Below are 24,798 nucleotides of genomic sequence, written 5' to 3'. Positions count from 1 at the left end.
CACAGCGCGGGCAAAGTATCCGGCGGGGAATGTCAAAGAACGACTTCACGCGCGGCTGCGCTTGGCGTGCAATGGGTAGATCGGGGCAGGCAAATCTCCGTTGTGGAGGGAGCAGCCGTGACGACCGTTCGCGAGCCCTCGATCGAGCAGGTCCGGCGCCGCCGTACCGGGACCGTCATCACCTCCTGGCTGTCGACGACCGACCACAAGGTCATCGGGTACCTGTATCTGATCACCTCGTTCGGGTTCTTCCTCGTGGCCGGCGTCATGGCCATGATCATCCGGGCCGAGCTGGCCCAGCCCGGCATGGATCTCGTCAGCCGGCAGATGTACAACCAGCTGTTCACCATGCACGGCACGATCATGCTGCTGCTGTTCGCCACGCCGCTGTTCGCCGGTTTCGCCAACGTGGTGATGCCGCTGCAGATCGGGGCGCCCGACGTCGCCTTCCCCCGGCTGAACGCGGTCGCGTACTGGTTGTTCCTGTTCGGCGGGCTGATGGTGGTGTCGGGGTTCTTCGCGCCGGGCGGGGCGGCCGACTTCGGGTGGTTCGCGTACACGCCCCTGTCGACGTCGATCTACTCGCCGCAGATCGGCGGCGATCTGTGGATCATGGGGCTGGCGCTGTCCGGGCTCGGCACGATCCTCGGCGCGGTCAACTTCATCACCACGATCATCGGCATGCGGGCGCCCGGCATGACGATGTTCCGCATGCCGCTGTTCACCTGGAACACGCTGCTGACCAGCATGCTCGTGCTGATGGCCTTCCCGGTGCTGGCCGCCGCGCTGCTCGTGCTCGAATCGGACCGCAAGCTGGGCACGCAGGTCTTCGTGGGGGACAACGGCGGGCCGCTGCTCTGGCAGCACCTGTTCTGGTTCTTCGGCCACCCCGAGGTGTACATCATCGCTCTGCCGTTCTTCGGGATCATCACCGAGGTGATCCCGGTCTTCAGCCGCAAGCCGATCTTCGGCTACATGGGGCTGGTCGGCGCCACGATCGCGATCGCCGGGCTGTCGATGACGGTGTGGGCGCACCACATGTTCCCGACGGGGCAGGTCCTGCTGCCGTTCTTCTCCTTCATGACGTTCCTGATCGCGGTGCCGACCGGGGTGAAGTTCTTCAACTGGATCGGCACCATGTGGCGGGGGCACCTGTCGTTCGAGTCGCCGATGTTGTTCGCCGTGGGCTTCCTGGTGACGTTCCTGCTCGGCGGGCTCACCGGGGTCATCCTGGCCTCGCCGCCGCTCGACTTCCACATCACCGACACCTACTTCGTGGTCGCCCACTTCCACTACGTGGTCTTCGGGACCGTGGTGTTCGCGATGTTCTCCGGCTTCTACTTCTGGTGGCCGAAGATGACCGGCAGGATGCTCGACGACCGCCTCGGCAAGGTGCACTTCTGGACGTTGTTCGTCGGCTTCCACACCACGTTCCTGGTGCAGCACTGGCTGGGACAGCTCGGCATGCCCAGGAGGTACGCCGACTACGGCGTCGCCGACGGCTTCACCTGGCTCAACCAGGTCTCGTCCGTCGGCGCGTTCCTGCTCGGCGCCTCCACGCTGCCCTTCCTCTACAACGTGTTCAAGACGGCCAGGCACGCGCCCAAGGTCACGCTCGACGACCCGTGGGGCTACTGCAACTCACTGGAATGGGCCACCTCCTGCCCGCCGCCGCGGCACAACTTCACCAGCATCCCGCCCATCCGCTCCGAGCGGCCCGCCTTCGACCTGCACTATCCCCGCGAGATCGCCGAGCAGCCGTCGGCGGTCGAGGAGGGCGAGACTCCGGAGATCGGCCCTCACGAGCACGAGGGAGAGGGGGAGGGCCGCGCCTGAGCCGGAGGCCTGGCGGGCAGGCCGAGCGCCCTGAGCGTGCTCTTGAGGTACGCCGGAGCGCGCATCCAGCCGGGGCTCACGACGTTCTTCTGCGCGGGCGTGTGCACGACGGGGCGCTCGCCCGCGTACGGGTAGACGTACTGGACGACGACCGGCCGGTCGTCGCCCGGCTCGTACCAGTCGATCTGGAAGCGGGGCCCGAGCCGGCCTTTCGGGCGCTTGGCCGAGAACACGTCGGGCAGCTCCGCCATCACGTGTTGTTGACCGCGGTGCCGGTGCGGACGGTGTTCAGCCGCCGGTCGCCGGTCGCGGTGCCGGGCTTGATCTCGATGGGCCGCGACAGACCTGGGCCGGTCAGCGTGCCCCGCTCCACCAGCTTCGCCGCGGCGGGGGAGGCGATCGAGAACGGGAGCAGCACCACCGCGAGGACGACGAGCAGACGTCTCATACCCTCTCCTACCGCCGGCGACGAGCCGGGCGCCCCGCCACGACAACGCTACGCCGCCGAGCAACCGGGGTGAACCCGTCTCCGTCTCATCCACGGCCAGCGGCCAGGCGGTCGCTGCCGGGTTCAGCACGCCGTCCAGGACGGCCTCGACCATGGCGTCGCCGGCGGCCTCCCTGCTCACGCCGGCCTCGGTGCCGTCCTTCGGGAACATGACCGTGAAGACCGCGGTCGGGCTCGCGAAGGTGTAGCGCCACTCGTACGGCGTGGCCCGCCAGCGCCGCCTTCTGCTCGGGGTCGAGGGCCGGCGCGTCCTTCCAGATCTCCATGCCGTCCCTGGTCATGCCCCAGCCGGGCAGGGACTCGCGGGCCGTGCGCGCGTCTTTCGCCATGACGAGGACCCGGTCGTTGACCCCGAACACCTGCGTCCCGAACTGCTGTGTGCCGACCTGGACGCGGGGCGTCATCGTGGCGCCCCCGAACCAGGTGGTGGCCTCGTGGTACGGCCCCGCCCATACCAGGCAGCTGTTCGACCGGTCGGCCGCCTCGTACAGCCGCAGGTCGTATCGCGGCGGCGGAACGTTTCGGCCCGCCCGCCGGGGAAGATGTGCGTGGGAACGGCCTTGCCGTGGCCCGCCGGCGCGAGGCTGAAGGCCCGCAGGAGCCCCGGCGCCGCGATCCTGGTGTGCCCGTGCCATTCCAGGGTTCCCGCCTCCAGCGGGAGATCGATGGTCAGCCGTGCCCCGTCGGCTCCAGGCGATTGAGCGCAAGCGTAGATGTGATCATGTGTCCCCCATTCGTCAGGCACGGCTTTCCGCACCGATCGCATGATCCACGCGTACGATATGGTGGCGATTTCCCGCCATCAATAGATGTTGTGATAATTCGACATTCCCAATGATTTGGGACAGGTCATATTCACGGTCTTCCAGAAGTCGCCCATTGGTGCTTGTGTGGAAATCACGTTCGTCCCTTCCAGGGAGACCGGCGATGACAGGAACAAGAACTCCCTTCTCTCCTGAGACGGCGCCCTGCGGCAAGAAGGTCGGCGGTGAGCGTCTCCTCGACGACGACGGCTACGGCCTGCTGATCCGCGACCAGCTCTTCGACTGCGGCTGCCGCAGGATCCGCCACGAGTACCACGACGGCAGCATCCATCTGTCTGCCATTCGTCACGACGGTAAGCGGGTAAAGGACCAGGTAGAACCCGACCACGGGAGCTGAGTGCCAATGATCGACGTGCTGATCGTCGGGGGAGGAGGGGCGGGTCTGCGCGCGGCCATAGCGGTCGCCGAGGCGGATCCGTCGTTGAAGGTGGCGGTCGTGTCGAAGGTCTATCCGATGCGCAGCCACACCGTCTCCGCCGAGGGTGGCGCGGCGGGGGTGATCGGCCTCGACGACACGCTCGACGAGCACTGCTACGACACGATCTCCGGCGGCGACTGGCTGCCCGACCAGGACGCGGTCGAGGCGTTCGTGTACGAGGCGCCGCGCGAGCTGATGCAGCTCGAGCACTGGGGCTGTCCGTGGAGCCGCGAGCCGGACGGGCGGGTCGCCGTGCGCCCGTTCGGCGGCATGAAGAAGATGCGCACGTGGTACGCCGCCGACAAGACCGGTTTCCACCTGCTGCACACTCTTTTCCAGACAAGCCTGAAATATCAGGACATCATCAGGTATGACGAATGGTTCGTCACCAAGCTCGTCGTCGACGACGGCCGCGTCCACGGCGTGGTGGCCGTCGAGATCAGGACGGGCCGCATCGAGACCATTCCGGCCAGGACGGTCATCCTGGCCACCGGCGGCTGCGGCCGGATCTTCCCCTTCACCACGAACGCGGCCATCAAGACCGGCGACGGCATGGCCCTGGCCTACCGCGCCGGCGCCCCGCTGAAGGACATGGAGTTCGTCCAGTACCACCCGACCGGCCTGCCCTTCACCGGCATCCTCATCACCGAGGCGGCCAGGGCGGAAGGCGGCTGGCTGATCAACAAGGACGGCTACCGCTACCTGCAGGACTACGATCTCGGCAAGCCCACGCCCACGCCGAAACTGCGCAGCATGGAGCTGGGGCCGCGCGACCGGCTCTCGCAGGCGTTCGTGCACGAGCAGGAGAAGGGCCGCACCGTCGACACCCCGTACGGGCCGGTCGTCTACCTGGACCTGCGCCACCTGGGCGAGGACAAGATCGACACCCGCATCCCGTTCGTCCGGGAGCTGTGCAAGAGCTACCAGAACCTCGACCCGGCCACCGACCTCATCCCGGTACGCCCGGTCGTGCACTACATGATGGGCGGCGTCCACACCGACATCGACGGCGCCACCCCCATCGCGGGCCTGTACGCGGCAGGCGAGACCGCCTGCGTGAGCATCAACGGCGCCAACCGGCTCGGCTCCAACTCGCTCCCGGAGTGCCTGGTCTTCGGCCGCCGGGCCGGGGCCGCCGCCGCCGAGTTCGCGCGATCCCACCCCGGCGGCGAGGCGGCGGCGGCGCGCAGCCAGGGAGACGACGAGCGGCGGCGCTTGGAACGCGCGCGCGAGGGCAGCAGGACCGGTGAGCGGATCGCCGACCTGCGCGAGTCGATGCAGCACACCCTGGAAGGGGCGGCCGGCATCTACCGTTCGGGCGACGTGCTGGCCAAGGCCGTCGACACCTTCGCCGACCTGCGCGAGCGCGCGGAGGAGGCCCGCGTCGAGGACACGAGCACCGCCTTCAACACCGAGCTGATCAACCTGCAGGAGCTGCACGCCATGCTGGAGATCGCCCAGACGATCGCGGCCTGCGCGCTGAACAGGGAGGAGTCGCGCGGCGCGCACCAGCGCACCGACTTCGCCGCCAGGGACGACGACGCCTACCTGGCGCACTCGCTGGTGCACCGCGCGCCCGACGGCACGCCGTCGGTCACGCTGCTGCCCGTGACGATCACCCGCTGGCCCCCGGGAGAAAGGGTGTACGGCCGTGACTGAACCCATGGGCGCGCCTGACACGACGGAGCGGGTCGAGCAGGCGGCGGGCACGCGGACGATCAGGATGGAGGTCGCCCGCTACCGACCCGGGCAGGACGCCGAGCCGGTCCTCCAGGGGTACGACGTGCCCCTCATGGACGACTGGGCCGTGCTCGACGGGCTCAACTACATCAAGGACCAGCTCGACGGGAGCCTGTCCTACCGCTGGTCGTGCCGGATGGGCGTGTGCGGCTCGTGCGGCATGACGGTCAACGGCGAGGCCAGGCTGACCTGCGGCACCTTCCTCGCCGAGTACGGCGGCGGCCCGGTCAGGATCGAGCCGCTGAAGGGCTTCCCCGTCATCAGGGACCTGGTCGTGGACATCGACGGTTTCCTGGCCAAGCTGTCGTCCGTGCGGCCCTGGCTGGTCAGGGAGGGCGAGGAGCTGCCGCTGACCACCGAGTACGCCCAGACGCCCGAGCAGCTGGAGGCGTACAAGCAGTACAGCATGTGCATCAACTGCCTGCTGTGCTACTCGGCCTGCCCGGTCTACGTGCTCGATCCCGACTTCCTCGGCCCGGCCGCCATAGCCCTGGCCCAGCGCTACAACCTGGACTCCCGTGACATGGGCGACAGGTTCGACATGCTCAACCTGGACGAGGCCGTGTGGGGATGCACGTTCGTCGGCGAGTGCACCCGGGTCTGCCCCAAGCACGTGGATCCGGCCGAGGCCATCCAGCGCTACAAGCTGACCGCCGCCGTGCGCTCGGTCCTGCCGTGGAGCAAGCGATGACGACCGAGGACAAGATCACGCCCAGCGCGGCCGTACGCACCACGTCGGCCGCCTACCGGCCGCGCCGCGACAACCTGTGGTTCACCCGCACCCGCAGCTACACCGTTTTCGTGCTGCGCGAGCTGACCAGCGTCCTCGTGGCCTGGTCGATCGTCTTCCTGCTGATGCTCATCGACGCCGTCGGCGGCGGCACGCTCCAGGAGTTCGCCGCCCTGGCCGCCCGGCCGTGGATGATCGCGATCAACGTGGTCGCGCTGGCCGCGACCGCCTTCCACGCCGTCACGTTCCTCAACCTCGCGCCCAAGGCCACCGTCGTCCGCCTGGACGGCTGGCGGGTGCCCGCCTGGATGATCCAGGGCGGCAACCACTCGCTCTGGGCGCTGGTCTCGATCGTGATCGCCTACTTCGTCCTGAGGTCGCCATGAAGCGCACGCCGGAGCCGTACCTGTGGCTGCTGTTCAGCGGCGGGGGAGTGGTGGCGGCGCTCACGCTGCCGGTGCTCGTGCTGCTGTTCGGGGTGCTCATGCCGCTCGGCGTGGTCGACTGGCCGTCCGCCGGGCATCTGCGGGCGCTGCTGGACAACGTGCTGGTCCGGCTCGTGCTGCTCGTGATCGTGGTGTTGTGTCTCTTCCACGCCGCGCACCGGATCAGGTTCACCAGCGAGGAGCTGCTGGGGATCGCCAGGTTCGACATGGTCATCGCGGTGATCTGCTACGGCGGCGCGGTCACGGGCGGGGTCCTGGCCGCAACGCTGATGTTCTAAATGTCGTAGTTTGATCACATTTCAACAACGTACTTTACGACCAGTTGAGTGAAGCTCTAGCGTCCGGCATTGCACACCCTATGGCCATGCGCCCGGCGACCCCGGGCAGAGAGGGTTCCTGGTGCCCAGTACGAAGCGCTTATTAGCAGCTTTTCCGGCGTTCGCCCTCCTCGGCGCCGCTCTGTCCGTGCCCAGCGCACAGGCGGTCTCCGCCGCGACGTACGAGCCCGCGGCTTCGGACTTCTACATCAACTACGCCCCGCCCCAGGTCGAGAAAGATCCCGAAGAGCCCCGCCTCGCCGGCCAGAGCGCACGCTCGCTCTCCCCGGCGGAGAAGGCCGACCGGAAATTCAGCAGCGGGAATCCGGCAGCCGGCCGCGTTCTCGCGGCCCGCGAGAACGAGGCCGTCAGGACCGGCCGCAACCCGGCTGAATGGATTTTCAAGAACTCCAAGCAGACCCGCACGGCCAAACTCCTGACCTTGCTCGTCGAGTTCAACGAGCAGGCCAACGACGATTTCTCCGGCTTCAACCGGCTGCGCACGGTCAGCAGCCAGCCCGACGACTGCGTGGTCGAGCCGCCCGGCACGGTCAAGAACGGCCCTCTCCACAACAACATCCCCGACCCGGCGACCCTGCCGCGCAAGGACAACAACTCCTTCTGGGTCAAGGACTTCAGCCCCGAGCACTTCAACAAGATGCTCTACAGCGACAAGGGCATCACCGAGCGCGTCCGCCCCGACCTCAAGGACCCGCGCGACGGCAAGCCGGGCATCGACATCTCCGGCTTCACGATGAAGAAGATGTACGAGGAGATGTCGAAGGGCGCCTACTCCGTCACCGGCTCCGCGGTCGGCTGGATCAAGGTCCCGCACTCCGAGGCGTGGTACGGCGCCGCGGCCTGCGGCGGCGTCCCGCAGGACATGTCCGGCCACCCCGCCAACGAACGCGGCGCCCAGCAGCTCGCCATCGACTCGGTGGACGCCCTGGCGCAGGCCCAGCCGGGCTTCCCGTGGGCCGACTACGACCTGGAGGACATCTCCGACGCCGACGGCGACGGCGACTTCCAGGAGCCCGACGGCGTCATCGACCACCTGGTGCTGGTGCACGCCGGCAAGGACAAGTCCGCTGACGGCGGTGCCGAGGGCACCTACGCCATCTGGGCGCACTCCAGCGCGGTCGCGGGCGGCTACAAGGTCCCCGGCACCGACAAGAAGATCTCCAACTACATCGTGCAGCCCGAGGACTCCGGCGTCGGCGTCTTCGCCCACGAGTACGGCCACGACCTGGGCCTGCCCGACCTGTACGACACCTCCGGCCAGGCCAGCTCGGCCGTCGACTTCTGGGACCTGATGTCCAGCGGCTCGCACAGCGGGCCGATCTTCCAGTCGATGCCGACGCACATGGGCCTGTGGGACAAGTGGGTGCTCGGCTGGGCGAACCCGAAGACGTTCGACCCGGGTGACGCCGCCAGGCTCGTCACGGTCGGCCAGTCCTCGCGCACGCCCAAGCTCACCGCCGACGGCGTCCGGGTGAACCTGGCCTCCACGCCGCTGAAGATGATCGACCCGCACAGTGGCACGAACGCCTGGTGGACGAACCTGGACCAGGAATGGGCCAACGTCACGCTGACCCGCGACCTGCCCGTCCCCGCCGGGACCGACCTCAAGTTCTGGATGTGGAACAACTACGAGATCGAGGAAGACTGGGACTACGGCTTCGTCGAGGTCTCGACCGACGGCGGCGAGACCTGGGCCCAGCAGAAGGTCTTCAACGAGGCCGGCACCGAGGTCACCACGCCCGACGACTATCCGGACCCGAACAAGAACCTCAAGGCGTTCGGCGGCAAGAAGTACGGGCTCACCGGCAACACCGACGGCTGGCGGCACGACTACGTCGACCTGACGCCGTTCGCCGGGCAGACGATCAAGCTGCGGCTGACGTACAACACCGACGCCGCCTTCACCCCGCGCGGCTGGCACGCCGACGACTTCCAGCTCACCAACGGCGGCACGGCCGTGTGGAGCGACGACGTCGAGGGCGGCGACAACGGGTGGAATGCCGTCGGCGGCACGTTCACCAACACCAGCGGTCAGGGCTGGACGCGTAACAACGGCGAGCGCGAGATCTCCCGGTTCTACCTGGCCGAGTGGCGCAACTTCGACGGCTTCGACAAGGGCCTGCAGTACGCCTACGACACCGACTACCTGCGTGACGGCTCGTGGAAGGTGCAGAAGCTGAAGTACAACGCGCCGGGCCTGCTGGTGTGGTACCGCGACTCGACGTTCACCACGAACAACATCGGCAGCACCCTGCAGCTGCCGCCCAGCCTGGGTCCCAAGGGCAGCCTGCTGGTCGTGGACTCGCACTACGAGCCGCTGCGCCGCACCGGGGTCGCGGCCGAGAAGGACCCGGCGGCCAACAAGAACCTCCAGGGGCGCGCGCAGACCTCGAACGCCGCGTTCGGCTTCGGCAAGACGTATCCGTTCAAGGAGTGCCTGGAGGCGGCGGACGAGCCGTTCAGCGAGTACTGCACGGACTTCCCCGCGCAGAAGGGCGTGCCGCACTTCACCGACGCGAAGACGTGGTACCCAGGCGTCGAGCTGCTCAACGGCGCGCTCGCCTTCCGGGACTTCGACGCCTCGGTGGTCGTGCCGTCGAAGGGCGACCAGACGTACACCACCCGCGTGGTGCACGCGGACGGCACCCCTGCCGCGGAGCTGTACGGCCAGGTGGCCGCCGGCTCGGTGCTCGGCACCGGCAACCCTGGTGACGAGGGCAAGGCGCTGGGCGTGCAGTTCAAGCTGGTCAGCCCGCTTCCGGGGAACCTGGGGGCTGTCGTCCAGGTTGTCCCGCCCAAGAAGTAGATGAGTGGGCCGCCGGGGGTCCCCGGCGGCCCTACGATTGATGACCATGAGCGAGCTGCGCACCAAGTCCGAGCACACCGAGGCGATCCGGCGGGATCGCCGGGTGGCGGTGGTGGTGAACACTCGCTCACGCCGGGGCCGCCGCCACTACTTCGAGGTGATCGAGCAGATCCACAACCTCGGGTTCGAGCCGCTGGTCGAGCTGTCGGTCTACAACCCCAAGCGGCTGCGCGACCTGCTCGACACCGCCCTGGCCACCGACCCTGACCTGCTCATCGTGGGCGGCGGCGACGGCACGCTCTCCTCGGCCGTGCGCCATGTGGCACACCGCGACGTGGCGCTCGGCGTGCTGCCGCTCGGCACCACCAACAACTTCGCCCGCAGCCTCGGCCTGCCGCTCGACCTGGCCGGGGCGATCCGGGTGTTCGCCGACGGCAAGGTGGCCGACATCGACCTGGGCATGGCCGACGACCGGCCGTTCGCCAACCTGGCCAGCTTCGGCGTGTCGGTCGAGGTGGCGGGCAAGGTCAAGCCGTGGCTCAAGCGGATCGTGGGGCGGCCGGCCTACCCGCTGACCGCGCTGACGATCCTGCCGAACCACCGGCCGTTCCGGGCGTACATCACGGTTGAGGGGCAGCGCCACGAGCTGCTCACCCACCAGCTCAACATCGCCAACGGCCGCTTCCACGGCGGCTGGCAGGTGGCCAAGGACATCAGCATCGACAACGGCATGCTGGTGGCCTACCAGCTCGGGTCGGGCAAGAAGCTGCGGCTGCTCGGTGAGACCCTGATCAGGGCCACCACCGGCCGGTGGCGCAGCCTCGCCGGCGGGCCGTTCGTGATGGGGCGGGAGATGCTGCTGGAGACCGATCCGCCGATGGCCGCCGACGTGGACGGCGAGGTGCGCCTTCGCACCCCGATCAGGCTCCGCGTGGTCCCGAACGGGGTCCGCGTCATGGTGCCGGCCTCCTTCGAGGACCGCTGACCGGACGTGCGTCAGGAGCCGGCGAGCCGCTGGTAGGCCGGGCCGAGCACGCGCGCCAGGTCGCCTGGCGGCGGGAAGACCCGCAGCAGGAGGTCCGGTGCGGCGGCCGCGGTGCGGCGCTCGGGCCGGTGCGCCGTCGCGCCGGGGGCGTAGAAGTCGGCCAGACGGTCCGCGAAGGGCACGTCCGCCACCTCCGGCTCGCCGGCCTCCTCGGCGGCCAGCGATCCCAGCAACCGCTCCCTGGTGCGCCCGCGCCAGGCCAGCACCAGGAACGGGTCCTCGTCGAACGACTCGGCCAGCAGGTAGAGCACCGCCGACAGGTGCTTGCACGGGAAGCCCCAGTCGGGACACGAGCACTCCATGTCCAGGTCGCGCGGGAACAGGTCGGTCCCCATAGCGGCGAACAGCTCCTCGATCTCGACCGGCATCTCCCCGGCCAGCAGCTTCGCCCGGTAGACGGCCTGCGCCGCGATGGCCTCCTCGAGGGCGGCCCACCGGCTCTCGGCATACGCCTCGATCCTGATCACGACCTCGTACGGGTCGCGGCGCGAGCCCTGCACGGCGGCCCTGACCTCGCCCGCGGACAGGTCGATCGACAGGACCTGACCCTGGCGCGCATACGTCCGCCCGCGCGAGAGCCGCCCCTTGTCGCAGATGCGCTCCAGGATGTCGATGAAACGCCTGGACCACCAGGTCGAGCCGATCGAACCGCGCTGGGAACGGGCCCTGATGCCGCCCTCCACCCTGATCGGCCTGCCGCCGTCGAACCACGCCACGATCAGCTCACCGCCTCAGCGGTCAGGCGGAACACCTCGCGCAACTCGTCCGTCGACAGGTCCGTGAGCCACTCCTCGCCGGTGCCGACCACGCGCTCGGCCAGGGCCTTCTTTCGCTCGATCATCTCGTCCACGCGCTCCTCCAGGGTGCCCGCGCAGATGAGCTTGCGTACCTGCACGTTCTTGCGCTGGCCGATGCGGAAGGCGCGGTCGGTGGCCTGGTCCTCGACGGCAGGGTTCCACCAGCGGTCCACGTGCACGACATGGCTGGCGGCCGTCAGGTTGAGCCCGACGCCGGCCGCCTTGAGCGACAGCACGAACAACATCGGCTCCGGGTCCTGCTGGAACCGGTCCACCAGCCGGTCACGCGTCTTCTTCGGCAGGCCGCCGTGCAGCCACAACACCGGCCGCTCCAGCCGCTGTGCCAGGTACGGCTGGAGCATCGTCCCGAACTCGGCGTACTGGGTGAACAGCAGGGCTTTCTCGCCCTCCGCCAGGATCTCCTCCGCCAGCTGCTCCAGCCGGGCCAGCTTGCCGGACCGGCCCGCGAGCCGGGAGCCGTCCTTGAGCAGGTGGGCCGGATGGTTGCAGACCTGCTTGAGCTTGGCCATGGTGGCCAGCACCAGGCCGCGCCGCTCGATGCCCTCGCTGTCGTCGATCCTGGCCAGCATGTCGTCCACGACCGCCTGGTAGAGCGAGGCCTGCTCCGGGGTGAGCGGGCACCACTCCTTGACCTCCATCTTCTCCGGCAGATCGGAGATGATGGATTTGTCGGTCTTGAGGCGGCGGAGGATGAACGGGCCCGTCGCCCGTCTGAGCGCCCGGGCGGCCTCCTCGTCCTGCCGGGCCTCGATGGGCTCCTGGAACCTGGTCCTGAACCGCGAGCGCGGCCCCAGCAGGCCCGGATTGGCGAACTCCATGATCGACCAGAGCTCGGCGAGGTGGTTCTCGACCGGGGTGCCGGTCAGAGCGAGCCTGGTGGGCGTCGGGATCGACCGCACGGCCTGGGCCGTCAGCGTCCCGCTGTTCTTGATCGCCTGCGCCTCGTCGCACACGACCCGGCGCCATTCGTGCTGTTTGAGCGTCTCCAGGTCGCGGTGCGCGGTGCCGTACGTGGTGATCACCAGGTCGGCGTCCCCGATGAGCGCGGCGTCCCGTCCGCTGCCGTGGTGCACGTAGACGCGCAACCCCGGCGCGAACCTGGCCGCCTCCCGCTGCCAGTTCCCGACCAGCGACATCGGGCACACCAGCAGCGTCGGCGCGCCGGCCCGCTCGTGGACGAGCAGGGCCAGCGTGGTGACCGTCTTGCCCAGCCCCATGTCGTCGGCCAGAACCCCGCCGAGCCCCAGCTCCGACAGGAAGCTCAGCCACGCCAGGCCGCGCTCCTGGTAGGGGCGGAGCGTGGCGTCCAGCCCGGCCGGGGTCGCGATCGGTATGAGCCGCCGCTCGGCCTGGCCGGACAGCAGGTCGCCGAGCACGCCGTCGGCGTCGATCTCCAGCAGCGGCAGCTCGTCGTCGCCCCAGAGATCGGCGCTGATGACGTGCTTGAGCACGTCGGCCGCCGTGGCCTCGCCCGTACGCTCGCCCCCCACGGCCCTGAGCGCGGCCTTCAGCTGCCTGTCGTCCAGCTCGACCCACTGGCCGCGCACCCTGACCAGCGGCACCTTGAGCCTGGCCAGCTCGGCCAGCTCCGCCTCGCTGATCGTCTCGTCGCCCACCGCCAGGTCGACGCGGAAGTCGACCAGCTCCCGCATCCCGAACCCCTGGCCCACGGCCGCGGTCTGCGCCTTGGTCCTGGTGGTCAGCTTGAGCCCCAGCTTGGTACGCCCGGCCCAGCGGGGCAGCTGCACCCCGAATCCGGCCGCCTGCAACAACGGCGCCGCCTGCCGCAGGAACCCGAACGCCCCCGCCGTGTCCAGCGCCAGTTCGCTCGGCCGCGGCACGCGCAGGGCGCGGTCCAGCTCCGGGTAGAGCCGGACGGCCCGGCCCAGGCCGGCCAGGAGCTCGCGTTCGGGGGCGGCGGGCAGGCCGGGCACCCGCTCCCCGCTCCAGACCTCGGCCGCGGGGACGTAGAGGCTGGGGTCGTCGGCGGCCTGCAACGCCAGCTCGACCCGCCAGTCGTCGGTGTCCCGCGGCTCCAGCAGACGGAAGCACACGTGCGCCGCGCCTTCGGACGCCGTCGCGGCGGCGTGCCACTTCTCCAGCTCGCGGCGGAGCTCGGGCACGTCCGGGCAGGCGGGGTCGCCGCCGGTGAGCGCGGCCAGCCAGCGGTCCTGGAGGGTCCTGGGGTGGGGGACGAGGGGATCGGTGAGGGTCTGACGGACGTACGCGTCGGTGAACGCCTCCAGGGCCTCTCGGAGGACGCCGGCGGAGGGGCGCTCGATGTGGGAGGTACGGCACGCGGGTGGCATGGCCAGCGCCAGCTCCCGGAAATATCCGGCATCGACCCCGGTGACCACGGGCCGCCACACGGCGCGCGCCTCCGCTCCGGGAACCGCCCACATGCCCGTGCCCCCCTCCGCCACATCGCCACCGCCCACGCCACCGCGGTCGTCGCGTTCTGCCGCGGCGTCTCCGACATCGGCGGCGCTCTCCCTGAGAGCGCCGGTGGACGGGGTCGCGGGGACGGCCGGGGCGGGGATGAGTCGGGGGATGACGCGGCCGCGGCGTACCAGGTCGCGGGCGAAGCCGGCCACGGCCGCCCAGTGGCGCATGGTGGCGGTGCCGGTGTGCTCTGCCGTCACCCGCAGCGCCACCGCGGCGGGCGGCACGACGACCGGGACCCGCCACAGGTGCAACCGCGGCCGGGTCACCTCGGACAGGCGTCCGGTCTCGGGCGAGGGCAGCGGCTCCTTGACCGACCCCGGAAGGAGCAGCTCCAGCGTCCGCTCCGGCGCGTCGTCGAGCCCGAGCGCGGCGGCGACACCGGACGCGGCCACGGCGAACGGATGCGGCCGCGGCCCGTCGCCCCGACGCGGGCGGCCGGCCTGCGGATGCGGGTCGTCGGTGGTCTCCGCCCAGAAGGCGAGTCCGTCCGCCGCCCAAACCCCGTGTACCAGCACCACGGCAGATTACCTCCGGCCACGGAAGATCAGTCCCGTCTAGGATCCTGACATGCGCTTCTCGGGGGCAGAGGACAGATGGCGGGAGCGGCTGGGGACGCTGCGCGACGTGGTCAGACAGGAGCTCGTCACCAGACAGCTCGGCGAGCACCTCCCGGCGACCCCCGTGCGCCTCCTGGACGTCGGCTGTGGCCAGGGCACCCAGGCGCTCAGGATGGCCGCCCGCGGCCACCGCGTGACGGCCCTGGACGCCTCGCGCGACCTGCTGGACCTGCTGGAGACCGGGATCCGGCCCGGCATGCGGATCACGACGGTCCAGGCCGCGGCCGAGCGCCTGGGCGAGCTGTTCGAGCCGGGGAGCTTCGACGCGGTCCTGTGCCACGGCGTGCTCATGTACTTCGACGACCCCGATCCGCTGCTCGCCGCCATGGCCCGCGTGCTCGCCCCCGGCGGCCTGCTCTCCCTGCTCGTACGCAACGGCGACGCCCTGGCCCTGCGCCCCGCGCTGCTGGGCGACTGGGCGGAGGCCCGGCGGGCGTTCGACGACACGCGCTACGTCAACCGGCTGGGCGTCGCGGCCAGGGCCGACCGGCTGGGGGAGCTGACCGGACGGCTGGCCGTACAGGGGCTGGAGGTGCGGCAGTGGTACGGCGTACGCGTGCTCAGCGACGCCGCGCCCGGCGACGCGCCGGTCCCCGATGCCCTCGACGACCTGCTGGAGGCGGAGGACCGGGCCGGCAGGACCGACCCCTACCGAGGGGTGGCCCCGCTCCTCCACCTCGTCTGCGAAAAGGGCCGATCCAAAAATGTCCGGTAATGCGGGGGAACTTATATAAGTTGCTCCTGAAGTTGTAGAATTAAGCTATGAACCCTCCCGGATCGTGGTGTGAACGGCCCAAGCCGCAGGCTCCGCCGTGCGAGCTCCCGTCCCCGTGGAGCAAGCCGAAGCAGCCGGACAGTTGGTGCGAGGTGTCGAAGGACCCCGTACTTTCGGCTCTCGGTTTCCTGTTCAAGGCCGCTAAGCGCAAATAGCGGGTGATAGAAGGCCCTTTGCCTGGGTAGTCGCCTTCCTCAGCGGAGGAGGCGAAAGTCGTGAACGACACCCAGAAGCTGGTCCACGACCTCTCCGAGCAGGTCACCAGGCTGGTCAAGGATGAGTTCCGCCTGGCGCGGATGGAGCTCGCGGAGAAAGGCAAGCGTGCCGGCTTCGGCGCGGGCCTGTTCGGGGCGGCCGGTACGGTCGCGTTCCTCGGCGGCGCCGCGCTGGTGGCGGCCGTCGTCCTGCTCCTCGCTCTGGTCATGCCCGGCTGGGCGGCTGCCGCGATCGTGGCGGGAGCCCTGTTCGTCGTCGCCGCCGTGCTCGGCCTGATCGGTAAGAACCAGGTCAAACGAGCCGGGCCGGTGGTCCCTGAGGAGACCATCGCGAGCGTCAAGGCCGATGTCGACATGGTCAGGGAGAGGGCACGGCGATGAGCGAGACCGACCCCGGATACAGCGAGCAGCACGCCGGTGACGTCGGCGCCCGCAGAGCGACCGTGGGCACGCCGACGGAGCGCGAGTCCATCAACGTGCCTCCCACGCGGCCGGGTGCGGCAGAGAACGCGCGGCAGGCGGAGGCCGCCCGTCAGGAACACGAGACATTCATCCCCGAATCCCCCATCAAGGACGAACGGTCGGAGGCTCAGGAGAGCCTGCGTACCGAGGAGGAGTCGCTGACGGGGGCGCGCGGGGACGCCGATGAGGAAGAGGGCGACGTGCGCAAGGACATCAAGGAAACGCGAGAACAGCTGGGCGAGACCGTCAGCGCGCTGGCCGGCAAGGCCGACGTGAAGGGCAGGGCCGGCAGCGCGGCCGAGACGGCCAAGGACAAGGCGGCCGGAGCCGCCGAGGCCGTGAAGACCAAGGCGTCCGACGCGGCCGAGGCGGTGAAGGAGAAGACTGCGGAGGTGACGGGCAAGGTCGGCGACGCCACGCCCGACCGGGTCAAGGACGCGGCAGAGGAGGCGAAGAAGCGGCCCGTGCTGCTCATCGCCGCCGCGGGCGCCGTGGTCGCCTTCGTGGTGCGCCGCATGGTGAGGCGCCGCAAGGGCAAGTAGGGTGCCGTCGTCCCCCCGGGACGTCCCGGAACGGCCCGGAGACGTCCCGCAACGGCCCGGAGACGTCCCGCAACGCACCCGAGACGTCCCGCAACGCCCCGCCGAGCTACCCCGCACCGCCTGGTGGAAGGTCCTGCGGCGCACGGTCGCCGAGTTCAAGGACGACCGCGTCCAGGACCTGGCGGCCGGGCTCACCTACTACGCCGTGCTGTCCGTCTTCCCGGCGCTGATCGTGCTCGTGGCGGTGTTCGGGCTGCTCGGCAGGGACGACGCCGCCGCGCTGGTCGGCAGCCTCGTGGTGCTGGTGCCCACCGAGGTGCGGGACCTCATCGTGAAGGGCGCGCAGGCGGCCCAGGGCGGCGGCGGCACGGCGAGCCTCGTGGCCGTCGCCGGGCTGCTGTTCGCCCTGTGGTCGGCCTCCGGCTACGTCGCGGCCTTCATCAGGGCGGGCAACGCCATCTACGACATCGAGGAGGGCCGCCCGTTCTGGAAGACGACCCCGCTCAGGATCGGCCTCACGGTGCTGGCGACCGTGCTGCTCGCGCTCGGCGCGATCGCGGTGACGCTCACCGGCGACATCGCCGAGGCCGTCGGCGAGGCGCTGAACCTGGGAACCGCGGTGGTGGTCACCTGGAACATCCTCAAGTGGCCGCTCATGGTCGTGGTCGCCGCCGGGCTGATCATGCTGCTGTACTGGGCGGCGCCGAACGTGCGCCAGCCCGGCATGCGCTGGATCACGCCGGGGAGCGTGCTCGCGGTGGTGCTGTGGGTGATCGTCTCCGGCGGCTTCGCCCTGTACGTCGCCTCCTTCGGCTCCTACAACCGGACGTACGGGACCCTGGCGGCCGTGGTGGTGTTCCTCGTCTGGCTGTGGCTGTCGAACATGGCGCTGCTGTTCGGCGCGGAGCTGGACGCCGAGCTGATCAGGCAGCGCAGCATCGCCGAGGGACAGCCGGCCGAGCGGGAACCGTACGCGGTGCCACGGGATCCGCCGGAGGTCGACAACCTGCCGGAGTGAAGTAGCCTGCGGATCATGGACTTCATCCGGGTACGCGCCTCCGCCGACGGCGCGGAGACGATCTCCTACTGGACCGGCGACGTCTACGGGTGGCAGGACGACGACGGCCCGCACCACCTGTTCGGGTTCGAGGGGATCAACGTGGCCAGGGCGGTCGAGACCGACGCCGGCTGGCAGCTGCTGACCAGGGAGGCCGCGCTCTACCTCGACCCCGGGACCAGGGAGGTGCTCGACACCTGGGACAACCCGCTCACGGGACGGGCGGTCGAGGTGCGCCACGTCTTCAACGACCCGGTCAACCAGCGGCTCGGCGCCTACCCGGTGCCGGCGACGCGCCTGGGCGGCCAGGTGGTCTACAACATCGACGTGCGGCTGGCCTACCCGTCGCCGCTCAAGGTCGCCGACTATCCGGAGAACTCGGCGAGCGACACGTACCGGGCGCTGGAGCTGTTCCAGTTCTTCGTCTCCGCCGCGGACCTGGACTCCGGCGTGGCCGACGTGCCGTGCGTGTTCTCCTGGTGCCGGGTCTCGCCGTGGCTGCCCTGGATGGCGATGGGACAGCGCGGTGGCGGGCTGGTCTACCACTGCCGGGGCGCCAAGGTGCCGGAGGTGCCCGAGCGGCTGCGCGAGCGCGTGGGTGAGCGGTTCCTGCACGCGCCCGAGGAGTGGGGCGGGCCCAACATGACGAGCTGGACGGCCTTCGCCGACAGGGGCGGACGGTGAGCCCCGACCTGTTCTGCGAAATCATCGCCGGTGAGCGGTCCGCCCACCTGGTGCGATCCGACGAGGTGGCGGTCTCGTTCCTCGACGCCCGGCCGGTCTTCAAGGGACATGTGCTCGTCGTGCCCCGGGCGCACGTCGAGACGCTGGGCGACCTCGGCGACGTCGGGCCGTTCTTCGAACGCGTGCAGGCCATGGCCAGGGCGGTCGAGGAGGGCCTGGAGGCCGGCGGCACGTTCGTGGCCATGAACAACAGGGTCAGCCAGAGCGTCGCCCACCTGCACGTCCACGTGGTGCCGCGGAACAACAAGGACGGGCTGCGCGGCTTCTTCTGGCCGCGCACGAAATACGACTCCGCCGAGGAGGCCGCCTCGTACGCCGCCAGGATCGCCGGAGCACTCTGATCGGGCGCTAGGCTCTGGCCGCGTGGAGTACCTCGTCGGCGTCGTTGTGGTCGCGGTCCTCATGGGCGTGCCGGCGATCGTGCTGTGGCGCGTCATGCGGGGCCGCCGCGAGCTGGGCACCAGCCCGGCGGAGCGGGCCACGTTCGAGACCCTGCACACCGCCTCGCTGGCCGGGCCGCCGCTGCGCGCCGGGCTCACCGCCGACGGCGCCGAGCGCGCCTCGCGGCACCTGCGCGCCCTGCTCGGCTCGGCCGCCCTGGCGATCACCGACGGCGAGCGGCTGCTCGTCTACGACGGCGCCGGCGACGACCACCACGCCGACCAGGCCTTCGAACACGCCGCCGCCACCTTGAAGGACGGCCGCACCCAGGTCCTGGCCATCGACTGCGAGCTGCTCGAATGCCCGATCAGGCAGGCCGTGGTCGTGCCGCTCACCACCGACGACCGGGTCGTCGGCGCGCTGGCCGCCTACGGGCAGAGCGCCTCGGCTGGGCTCGTCAGGGCCGCCCAGGAGGTGGCCGGATGGGTGGACTCGCAGCTGGAGCTGGCCGAGCTGGACCGCTCCCGCACCCGGCTCATGGAGGCCGAGGTGCGGGCGCTGCGGGCGCAGATCTCGCCGCACTTCATCTACAACTCGCTCACCACGATCGCCTCCTTCGTCCGCACCGACCCTGAGCGGGCCAGGGAGCTGCTGCTGGAGTTCGCCGACTTCACCCGCTACTCCTTCCGCCGGCACGGCGAGTTCACCACGCTGGCCGAGGAGCTGCGCTCGATCGACCGCTACCTGATTCTGGAACGGGCCAGGTTCGGCGACCAGCTGCAGGTCACGCTGCGCATCGCGCCCGAGGTGCTGCCGGTCGCGGTGCCGTTCCTGTGCCTGCAGCCCCTGGTCGAGAACGCCGTCAGGCACGGCCTGGAGAGCCGCAACGGCGTCGGCCGGATCACGATCGTCGCCGAGGACGCCGGGGCCGAGTGCCGCCTCAGCGTCGAGGACGACGGGCTCGGCATGGACCCCGACCGCCTGCGCCGGATCCTCGCGGGTGACATCGCTCCGGCGGGCGGCGTCGGGCTGGCCAACGTGGACGAGAGGCTGCGTCAGGTGTACGGCGACGAGTACGGCCTCGTCGTCGAGACCGGCGCCGGCGCGGGCACCAAGGTCAACATCAGGTTGCCGAAATATCACCCGGGCGTCTCTGCCCGTTGACCTCGATCTTTGTTGTCGGTTTTATCACTATCTATGGCACAACTCCGGGTCCTCGCGGTCGATGACGAGCTGCCCGCCCTCGAAGACCTGTCGTACTTGCTGCGCGCCGACCCCCGCATCGGCGAGGTGGCCACCGCGAGGGACGGCGCCGCGGCCCTGCGGCTGCTCGACCGGGCCATCGCCGACGGCAAGCCCATCGACGCGGTGTTCCTCGACATCAGGATGCGCGGACTGGACGGGGTGGTGCTCGGCCGGCTGCTGTCGCAGTTCGCCAACCCTCCCCGGGTGGTGTTCGTGACGGCGTACGAGGAGCACGCCGTGGACGCCTTCGAGATCAAGGCCGAGGACTACCTGCTCAAACCGGTGCGCCCCGAGCGGCTGGCGGAGGCCATCCGGCGGGTCGCGGTGTCGGCCGACGTCCCCGTGGAGGGCGGCGAGAGCGACACGATCCCGGTCGAGCTGGGCGGGGTGACGCGGTTCGTCTCCAGCGCCGACGTGATGTACGTGGAAGCGCAGGGCGACTACGCGCGGCTGCACACCGCGGCCGGCAGCCACCTCGTCCGCATCCCGCTGGCCACGCTGGAGGAGCGCTGGGCCTCCGCCGGGTTCGTCCGGGTGCACCGCAGCCACCTGGTGGCCGTCAGGCACATCGAGGAGCTGCACATCGACTCGGGCAAATGCACCGTGCGGGTCGGCGACACCGAGCTCCCGGTCAGCCGCAGGCACACACGCGAGCTACGCGACCTGCTGGTACGCCGGGCGCGGAAGGGCAGACCCGAATGAGCCCCGACACGCGCCCCACGCGCAGGATCCCCCGCGAGACGCCGCGACGCGTCACGGTGATGAGCCCGCGCACCGCCGCCGCCCGCCGCCCGCGGTACCCCGCCACCCGCGAGATCGACGAGCAGACCCGGCTCGGCGAGGTCTACATGCGCTCGCTGCTGCGCACCCAGTTCCGGCTCGCGCTGTTCGTCTGCACTGTGCTGGCCTGCGTGATCGGCGGGCTGCCGCTGCTGTTCCTGCTCATCCCGGAGCTGCGCCAGGTGCACCTGCTCGGCGTGCCGCTCCCGTGGGCGGTGCTCGCCGGCCTCATCTACCCCGCCTTCGTCATCGGCGCCTGGCTGTACGTCCGCCAGGCCGAACGCAACGAACGCCACTTCGCCGAGCTGGTCGAACGCCGATGAGCCTGACAGCTGTCCTCGTCGTCGTGGTGGCGGCCGTGCTCATCGGGGCGTTCGGCATCAGGGTCTCCCGCACCACGTCCGACTTCTACGTCGCCTCCCGCACGGTCAGCCCGCTCTGGAACGCCTCCGCCATCGGCGGAGAGTACCTGTCGGCGGCCTCGTTCCTGGGCGTCGCCGGGCTCATCCTGTCCTTCGGCGTGGACATGTTGTGGCTGCCCGTCGGGTGGACCGGCGGCTACCTGGTGCTGCTGGTGCTGGTGTCGGCGCCGCTGCGCCGCTCCGGGGCGTACACGCTGCCGGACTTCGCCGAGGCCAGGCTCGAGTCGATGACCGTGCGCCGCACCGCGAGCGTGCTCGTCGTGCTGATCGGCTGGCTCTACCTGATGCCGCAGTTCCAGAGCGCCGGACTGGTGCTGCGCACGATCACCGGCGCGCCCGTGTGGGTCGGCGGGCTGCTGGTCGCGGTGGTCGTGGCGGTGAACGTGCTGTCGGGCGGCATGCGGTCGATCACGTTCGTGCAGGCGTTCCAGTACTGGCTCAAGCTGACGGCGCTGGCCGTGCCGCTGGTGTTCCTGCTGATGGCCTGGCACGCCGACGGCTCTCCCGGGGTCAGCCCGCAGGTCGCCGCCACCTGGCAGGTGCCGCTGGCGGGGAGCAAGGAGTACGGGCTGTATTCGACGTACTCGCTGATCCTGGCCACGTTCCTGGGCACCATGGGGCTGCCGCACGTGCTCGTGCGCTTCTACACCAACCCGGACGGCCGGGCCGCCCGCCGGACGACGCTGGTGGTCCTGTCGCTGCTCGGCGCCTTCTACCTGCTGCCCGCCTTGTACGGGTGGCTCGGCCGCCTCTACACCCCCGACCTGGTGCGCACGGACACGGTCGTGCTGACGCTGCCCGCCCGGATGATCGGCGGCACGCTGGGCGACCTGCTGACGGCACTGGTCACGGCCGGGGCGTTCGCCGCGTTCCTGTCCACCTCGTCCGGGCTGACCGTGTCCGTGGCCGGGGTGCTCGCCCAGGACCTGCTCAAGGGGAGCGTGCGCTCGTTCAGGATCGCCACGCTCATGGCCGTGGCGGTGCCGCTCGCGCTGGCGCTGTGGGCGCGGGCGCTGCCGGTGGCGGACGTGGTGGGGCTGGCGTTCGCGGTGGCGGCCTCGTCGTTCTGCCCGCTGCTCGTGCTGGGGATCTGGTGGCGCCGGCTCACCACCACGGGGGCGCTGGCGGGGTTGTTCGTGGGCGGCGGACTCGCCTGTGCCGCGGTGCTGGCCACGATCTCCGGCACACCGTACGGCGGTTTGACGAAGGCGCTGCTGGCCCAGCCCGCGGCGTGGACGGTGCCGATCGCGTTCGCGGTGATGGTGGCGGTGTCGTTCCTGACCCCGCACCGCGTCCCGGCCGGCGTCGCCAGGACCATGGTCCGCCTCCACACCCCGGAAGACCTGGACCTCGACCGCGGCGACTGGCGCCCCCGCTCGTCCTGAGAGGAATCGGACACACGGGCACGCCGCGATCTCTCAGGGAGGCGGCAGCTCTCCCGAACCTCTGGCCACCAGCTCCACCGGCACCTTCACCCGGCGCGGCGCCGGTGCGGGGTTCAGCAGCAGGTCCACCGCGCTGCGGGCCAGGCGGGCCACGTCGTAGCGCACCACCGTCACCCCCGGGCTGAACACGTCCGCCAGCGCGAAGTCGTCGAACCCCACGTACGCGGGCCGCTCCGGCCTGTCCCGCAGCGCCTGCAGGATCCCGATCGCGGCCCGGTTGTTGGCGGCGAAGAACGCCGTCGGCGGGTCGGGCAGGTCCAGCAGCCTGCAGACCTCGTGCGACACCCGCCACGGATCGAACACCCCCCGCACCACCAGCGTGTCGTCGCCCGCCACCCCCGCCGCGCGGAGGGCGGCGCGATAGCCGCAGGCGCGGTCGTGGACCGAGCTCAGCCCGTCGTCGTCGGAGATCAGCGCGATCCGCCGGTGGCCGCGGGCCAGCAGGTGCTCGGTGGCCGCGCGCCCGCCCCGTACGTCGTCGAGCACCACCACGTCGGCCCCCTCCAGCCCGCGCGGTACGCGGTCCACGAACACCATGCGCAGGTTCGGGTGCTCGGCCAGCCAGGCGTGGTCGGCCGCCGAGGGGACGACGATCAGGGAGTCCACGCCGCGCGCGTACATGGACTCGATCAGCATGCGCTCCTTGTCCGGGCTCTCCTCGTACGAGCCGAACACGACGAGAGCCTCGTGCCCGGCCGCGGCCGCCTCCACCGCGGCGGCCAGGCGCGAGTAGAACTCGTTGGAGATGTTCTCCATCACCAGCCCGAGCGTCAGCATGGTCGCGCCCCTGGCCAGGCGGGCGGCGGCCTCGTTGCGGCGGTAGCCGAGCTCGCTGATCGCCTCGTGCACCCGCTGCTGCAAGGAGGCCCGGACGTGCGGCTCCTGGTTGACCACCCGGGAGACGGTTTTCAGACTCACGCCCGCGTGCCGGGCCACGTCCGCCATGGTCGGCTTGCGGGTGTTGGTTGTCATACTCTGCCCCCATGGATGACGATTGGATCTGTGGCCGGCTGGGCGAGGACGAGCCGTGGGTGCTGGGCGCGGTCAACCCGCCGGTGTTCGAGAACTCGCTGTTCACGTTCGCGACCGCGGAGGAACTGGGCGAGGCGGTCAGGAACGAGGACGAGCGGTACGTCTACTGGCGGGGGACCAACCCGACGGTCGATCTTGCCCAGCGTAAGCTGGCGGCGCTGGAGCGGGGAGAACGGGCCAAGTGTTTCGGCTCCGGGATGGGCGCCATCTCGGCGACGATCTCGTCGCTCGTATCGGCCGGCGACCACGTGCTGGTGCTCGGCGCGGTCTACGGGCCCACCACGCAGTTCCTGCGCTACCTGGAGAAGTACGGCGTCACGCATACGCACGTCGATGACCTCGCGGAAGGTGACAGCGCTATCAGGCCGGACACGCGCCTACTCTACTTCGAGTCCCCGTCCTACATGGCCTACGCCGTCGTCGACATCGCCGAGGTGACCGGGTGGGCGCGGGAGCGGGGACTGGTGACGGTGATGGACAACACCTGGTCCACGCCGATCTTCCAGAAGCCGCTGACCATGGGCGTCGATCTGGTCGTCCACTCGTTGTCCAAGTACATCGGGGGCCACAGCGACCTCGTGGGCGGTGTCGTGGTGGGGCCGTCGCGGCTGATCAGGCCGCTGGCGCTGACCGAGTACCAGCTCTACGGCGCCGCCATGTCGCCGCACGACGCGGCCAAGGTGATCAAGGGGCTGCGGACGCTGCCCGTGCGGATGACGGCCCACCAGGAGCGGGGGCTGGCGGTGGCCGCGTTCCTGGCCGACCATCCGGCGGTGCGGGCGGTGAACCATCCGGGGCTGCCGTCGCATCCCGGGCATGCCGTTGCGATGCGCCAGATGGCGGGGTTCTCCAGCCTGTTCAGCATCGAGCTGGCGACGGACTCACGGCAAGAGGTCGGAATTTTTCTCGATAAATTGCGGCATTTCAGGATCGGCGTGTCCTGGGGAGGCTTCGAGAGCCTGGTGAACGCGCCCGCGCTGTCCACCGAGGAGAGCGTGCGGGCCACCATGGGCATCCCCGCCGGCCTCGTCCGGCTCTCGGTCGGCCTGGAGCCCGCCGACACATTGATCAAGGATCTCGGTCTAGCGCTGGAAGGGGTCGCTCGCCTAGCGTGACTGACAGCGCTG

General features: G+C 70.3%; 25 protein-coding genes. 19 read left to right on the top strand and 6 right to left on the bottom strand.

Annotation, left to right across the window (positions count from 1 at the left end; translation table 11 throughout):
- Positions 1–117 precede the first annotated feature (117 nt).
- On the top strand, positions 118–1,836 hold the full coding sequence (gene ctaD / locus ACIBX3_RS05960; protein ID WP_397113594.1) for a cytochrome c oxidase subunit I: 1,719 nt from the start codon (positions 118–120) through the stop codon (positions 1,834–1,836).
- On the opposite strand, the gene ACIBX3_RS05955 is transcribed toward ctaD, so the two are convergent.
- The 3 genes from ACIBX3_RS05955 to ACIBX3_RS05945 all read right to left on the bottom strand — a co-directional run bounded on the left by ACIBX3_RS05955 (position 1,800) and on the right by ACIBX3_RS05945 (position 2,748).
- The gene (locus ACIBX3_RS05955) at positions 1,800–2,087 is read right to left on the bottom strand and encodes a hypothetical protein (RefSeq protein WP_397113592.1); all 288 of its coding nucleotides are present in this window, start codon (positions 2,085–2,087) and stop codon (positions 1,800–1,802) included. The genes ctaD and ACIBX3_RS05955 overlap by 37 nt on opposite strands.
- The gene (locus tag ACIBX3_RS05950; RefSeq protein WP_397113590.1) at positions 2,087–2,284 is read right to left on the bottom strand and encodes a hypothetical protein; all 198 of its coding nucleotides are present in this window, start codon (positions 2,282–2,284) and stop codon (positions 2,087–2,089) included. The genes ACIBX3_RS05955 and ACIBX3_RS05950 overlap by 1 nt, the downstream gene beginning before the upstream one ends.
- Positions 2,285–2,370: 86 nt before the next feature.
- Positions 2,371–2,748, bottom strand: coding sequence for a hypothetical protein (locus ACIBX3_RS05945; RefSeq protein ID WP_397113588.1), 378 nt, complete (start codon positions 2,746–2,748; stop codon positions 2,371–2,373).
- Between the two features lie 523 nt (positions 2,749–3,271).
- Between ACIBX3_RS05945 and ACIBX3_RS05940 the strand changes: the two genes are divergently transcribed.
- The 7 genes from ACIBX3_RS05940 to ACIBX3_RS05910 all read left to right on the top strand — a co-directional run bounded on the left by ACIBX3_RS05940 (position 3,272) and on the right by ACIBX3_RS05910 (position 10,631).
- Positions 3,272–3,505: a hypothetical protein gene (locus ACIBX3_RS05940; protein ID WP_397113586.1), complete on the top strand. Its 234-nt coding sequence runs from the start codon at positions 3,272–3,274 to the stop codon at positions 3,503–3,505.
- Between the two features lie 6 nt (positions 3,506–3,511).
- Entirely contained in the window at positions 3,512–5,245 is a 1,734-nt protein-coding gene (gene frdA, locus ACIBX3_RS05935; RefSeq protein WP_397113584.1) for a fumarate reductase (quinol) flavoprotein subunit, read from the top strand.
- The gene (gene sdhB / locus ACIBX3_RS05930; protein WP_397113582.1) at positions 5,238–6,017 is read left to right on the top strand and encodes a succinate dehydrogenase iron-sulfur subunit; all 780 of its coding nucleotides are present in this window, start codon (positions 5,238–5,240) and stop codon (positions 6,015–6,017) included. Before frdA ends, sdhB begins: the two co-directional genes overlap by 8 nt.
- Positions 6,014–6,442 (top strand): hypothetical protein, encoded by a 429-nt coding sequence (locus ACIBX3_RS05925; protein ID WP_397113580.1) that lies wholly within the window; start codon positions 6,014–6,016, stop codon positions 6,440–6,442. The genes sdhB and ACIBX3_RS05925 overlap by 4 nt, the downstream gene beginning before the upstream one ends.
- Positions 6,439–6,780: a fumarate reductase subunit FrdD gene (frdD, locus tag ACIBX3_RS05920; RefSeq protein WP_397113578.1), complete on the top strand. Its 342-nt coding sequence runs from the start codon at positions 6,439–6,441 to the stop codon at positions 6,778–6,780. Before ACIBX3_RS05925 ends, frdD begins: the two co-directional genes overlap by 4 nt.
- A 121-nt stretch (positions 6,781–6,901) precedes the next feature.
- Positions 6,902–9,646: an immune inhibitor A domain-containing protein gene (locus ACIBX3_RS05915; protein WP_397113576.1), complete on the top strand. Its 2,745-nt coding sequence runs from the start codon at positions 6,902–6,904 to the stop codon at positions 9,644–9,646.
- A gap of 46 nt (positions 9,647–9,692) precedes the next feature.
- On the top strand, positions 9,693–10,631 hold the full coding sequence (locus tag ACIBX3_RS05910; RefSeq protein WP_397113574.1) for a diacylglycerol/lipid kinase family protein: 939 nt from the start codon (positions 9,693–9,695) through the stop codon (positions 10,629–10,631).
- Positions 10,632–10,642: 11 nt separating this feature from the next.
- Here the strand turns inward: ACIBX3_RS05910 and ACIBX3_RS05905 are convergent, their stop codons facing one another.
- Together ACIBX3_RS05905 and ACIBX3_RS05900 are read right to left on the bottom strand one after the other, a co-directional pair.
- Positions 10,643–11,407 carry an SWIM zinc finger family protein gene (locus tag ACIBX3_RS05905; protein ID WP_397113572.1) on the bottom strand — a complete coding sequence of 255 codons (765 nt, stop codon included), beginning with the start codon at positions 11,405–11,407 and terminating at the stop codon, positions 10,643–10,645.
- Between the two features lie 2 nt (positions 11,408–11,409).
- Entirely contained in the window at positions 11,410–14,472 is a 3,063-nt protein-coding gene (locus ACIBX3_RS05900) for a DEAD/DEAH box helicase (RefSeq protein ID WP_397113570.1), read from the bottom strand.
- A gap of 49 nt (positions 14,473–14,521) precedes the next feature.
- Here ACIBX3_RS05900 and ACIBX3_RS05895 point away from each other — a divergent pair, with 49 nt between their 5' ends.
- The 10 genes from ACIBX3_RS05895 to ACIBX3_RS05850 all read left to right on the top strand — a co-directional run bounded on the left by ACIBX3_RS05895 (position 14,522) and on the right by ACIBX3_RS05850 (position 22,579).
- Positions 14,522–15,286: a class I SAM-dependent methyltransferase gene (locus ACIBX3_RS05895; RefSeq protein ID WP_397113568.1), complete on the top strand. Its 765-nt coding sequence runs from the start codon at positions 14,522–14,524 to the stop codon at positions 15,284–15,286.
- A gap of 275 nt (positions 15,287–15,561) precedes the next feature.
- Complete coding sequence (locus ACIBX3_RS05890) at positions 15,562–15,942, top strand: phage holin family protein (RefSeq protein WP_397113566.1); 381 nt, start codon at positions 15,562–15,564, stop codon at positions 15,940–15,942.
- On the top strand, positions 15,939–16,565 hold the full coding sequence (locus ACIBX3_RS05885) for a DUF3618 domain-containing protein (RefSeq protein ID WP_397113564.1): 627 nt from the start codon (positions 15,939–15,941) through the stop codon (positions 16,563–16,565). The genes ACIBX3_RS05890 and ACIBX3_RS05885 overlap by 4 nt, the downstream gene beginning before the upstream one ends.
- 1 nt (position 16,566) lies before the next feature.
- Positions 16,567–17,583 carry a YihY/virulence factor BrkB family protein gene (locus ACIBX3_RS05880; protein ID WP_397113562.1) on the top strand — a complete coding sequence of 339 codons (1,017 nt, stop codon included), beginning with the start codon at positions 16,567–16,569 and terminating at the stop codon, positions 17,581–17,583.
- Between the two features lie 15 nt (positions 17,584–17,598).
- The gene (locus tag ACIBX3_RS05875) at positions 17,599–18,306 is read left to right on the top strand and encodes a DUF1838 family protein (protein ID WP_397113560.1); all 708 of its coding nucleotides are present in this window, start codon (positions 17,599–17,601) and stop codon (positions 18,304–18,306) included.
- Positions 18,303–18,707, top strand: coding sequence for an HIT family protein (locus ACIBX3_RS05870; protein WP_397113558.1), 405 nt, complete (start codon positions 18,303–18,305; stop codon positions 18,705–18,707). Before ACIBX3_RS05875 ends, ACIBX3_RS05870 begins: the two co-directional genes overlap by 4 nt.
- Positions 18,708–18,729: 22 nt before the next feature.
- Positions 18,730–19,911, top strand: coding sequence for a histidine kinase (locus ACIBX3_RS05865; protein ID WP_397113556.1), 1,182 nt, complete (start codon positions 18,730–18,732; stop codon positions 19,909–19,911).
- Positions 19,912–19,944: 33 nt separating this feature from the next.
- Positions 19,945–20,694, top strand: a complete 750-nt coding sequence (locus tag ACIBX3_RS05860) for a LytR/AlgR family response regulator transcription factor (protein ID WP_397113554.1) — start codon at positions 19,945–19,947, stop codon at positions 20,692–20,694.
- Positions 20,691–21,095, top strand: coding sequence for a hypothetical protein (locus ACIBX3_RS05855; protein WP_397113552.1), 405 nt, complete (start codon positions 20,691–20,693; stop codon positions 21,093–21,095). Before ACIBX3_RS05860 ends, ACIBX3_RS05855 begins: the two co-directional genes overlap by 4 nt.
- Positions 21,092–22,579 carry a cation acetate symporter gene (locus ACIBX3_RS05850; protein ID WP_397113550.1) on the top strand — a complete coding sequence of 496 codons (1,488 nt, stop codon included), beginning with the start codon at positions 21,092–21,094 and terminating at the stop codon, positions 22,577–22,579. Before ACIBX3_RS05855 ends, ACIBX3_RS05850 begins: the two co-directional genes overlap by 4 nt.
- 33 nt (positions 22,580–22,612) lie before the next feature.
- On the opposite strand, the gene ACIBX3_RS05845 is transcribed toward ACIBX3_RS05850, so the two are convergent.
- Positions 22,613–23,611, bottom strand: coding sequence for a LacI family DNA-binding transcriptional regulator (locus ACIBX3_RS05845; protein ID WP_397113548.1), 999 nt, complete (start codon positions 23,609–23,611; stop codon positions 22,613–22,615).
- Between the two features lie 11 nt (positions 23,612–23,622).
- Between ACIBX3_RS05845 and ACIBX3_RS05840 the strand changes: the two genes are divergently transcribed.
- Positions 23,623–24,786, top strand: a complete 1,164-nt coding sequence (locus ACIBX3_RS05840; protein ID WP_397113547.1) for a trans-sulfuration enzyme family protein — start codon at positions 23,623–23,625, stop codon at positions 24,784–24,786.
- Positions 24,787–24,798 lie beyond the last annotated feature (12 nt).

Source organism: Nonomuraea sp. NPDC049480 (assembly GCF_044465905.1).
Lineage (GTDB): Bacteria > Actinomycetota > Actinomycetes > Streptosporangiales > Streptosporangiaceae > Nonomuraea.
Note: the sequence above shows the minus strand (reverse complement) of the source record. Positions and strands in the feature narration are given on the sequence as shown.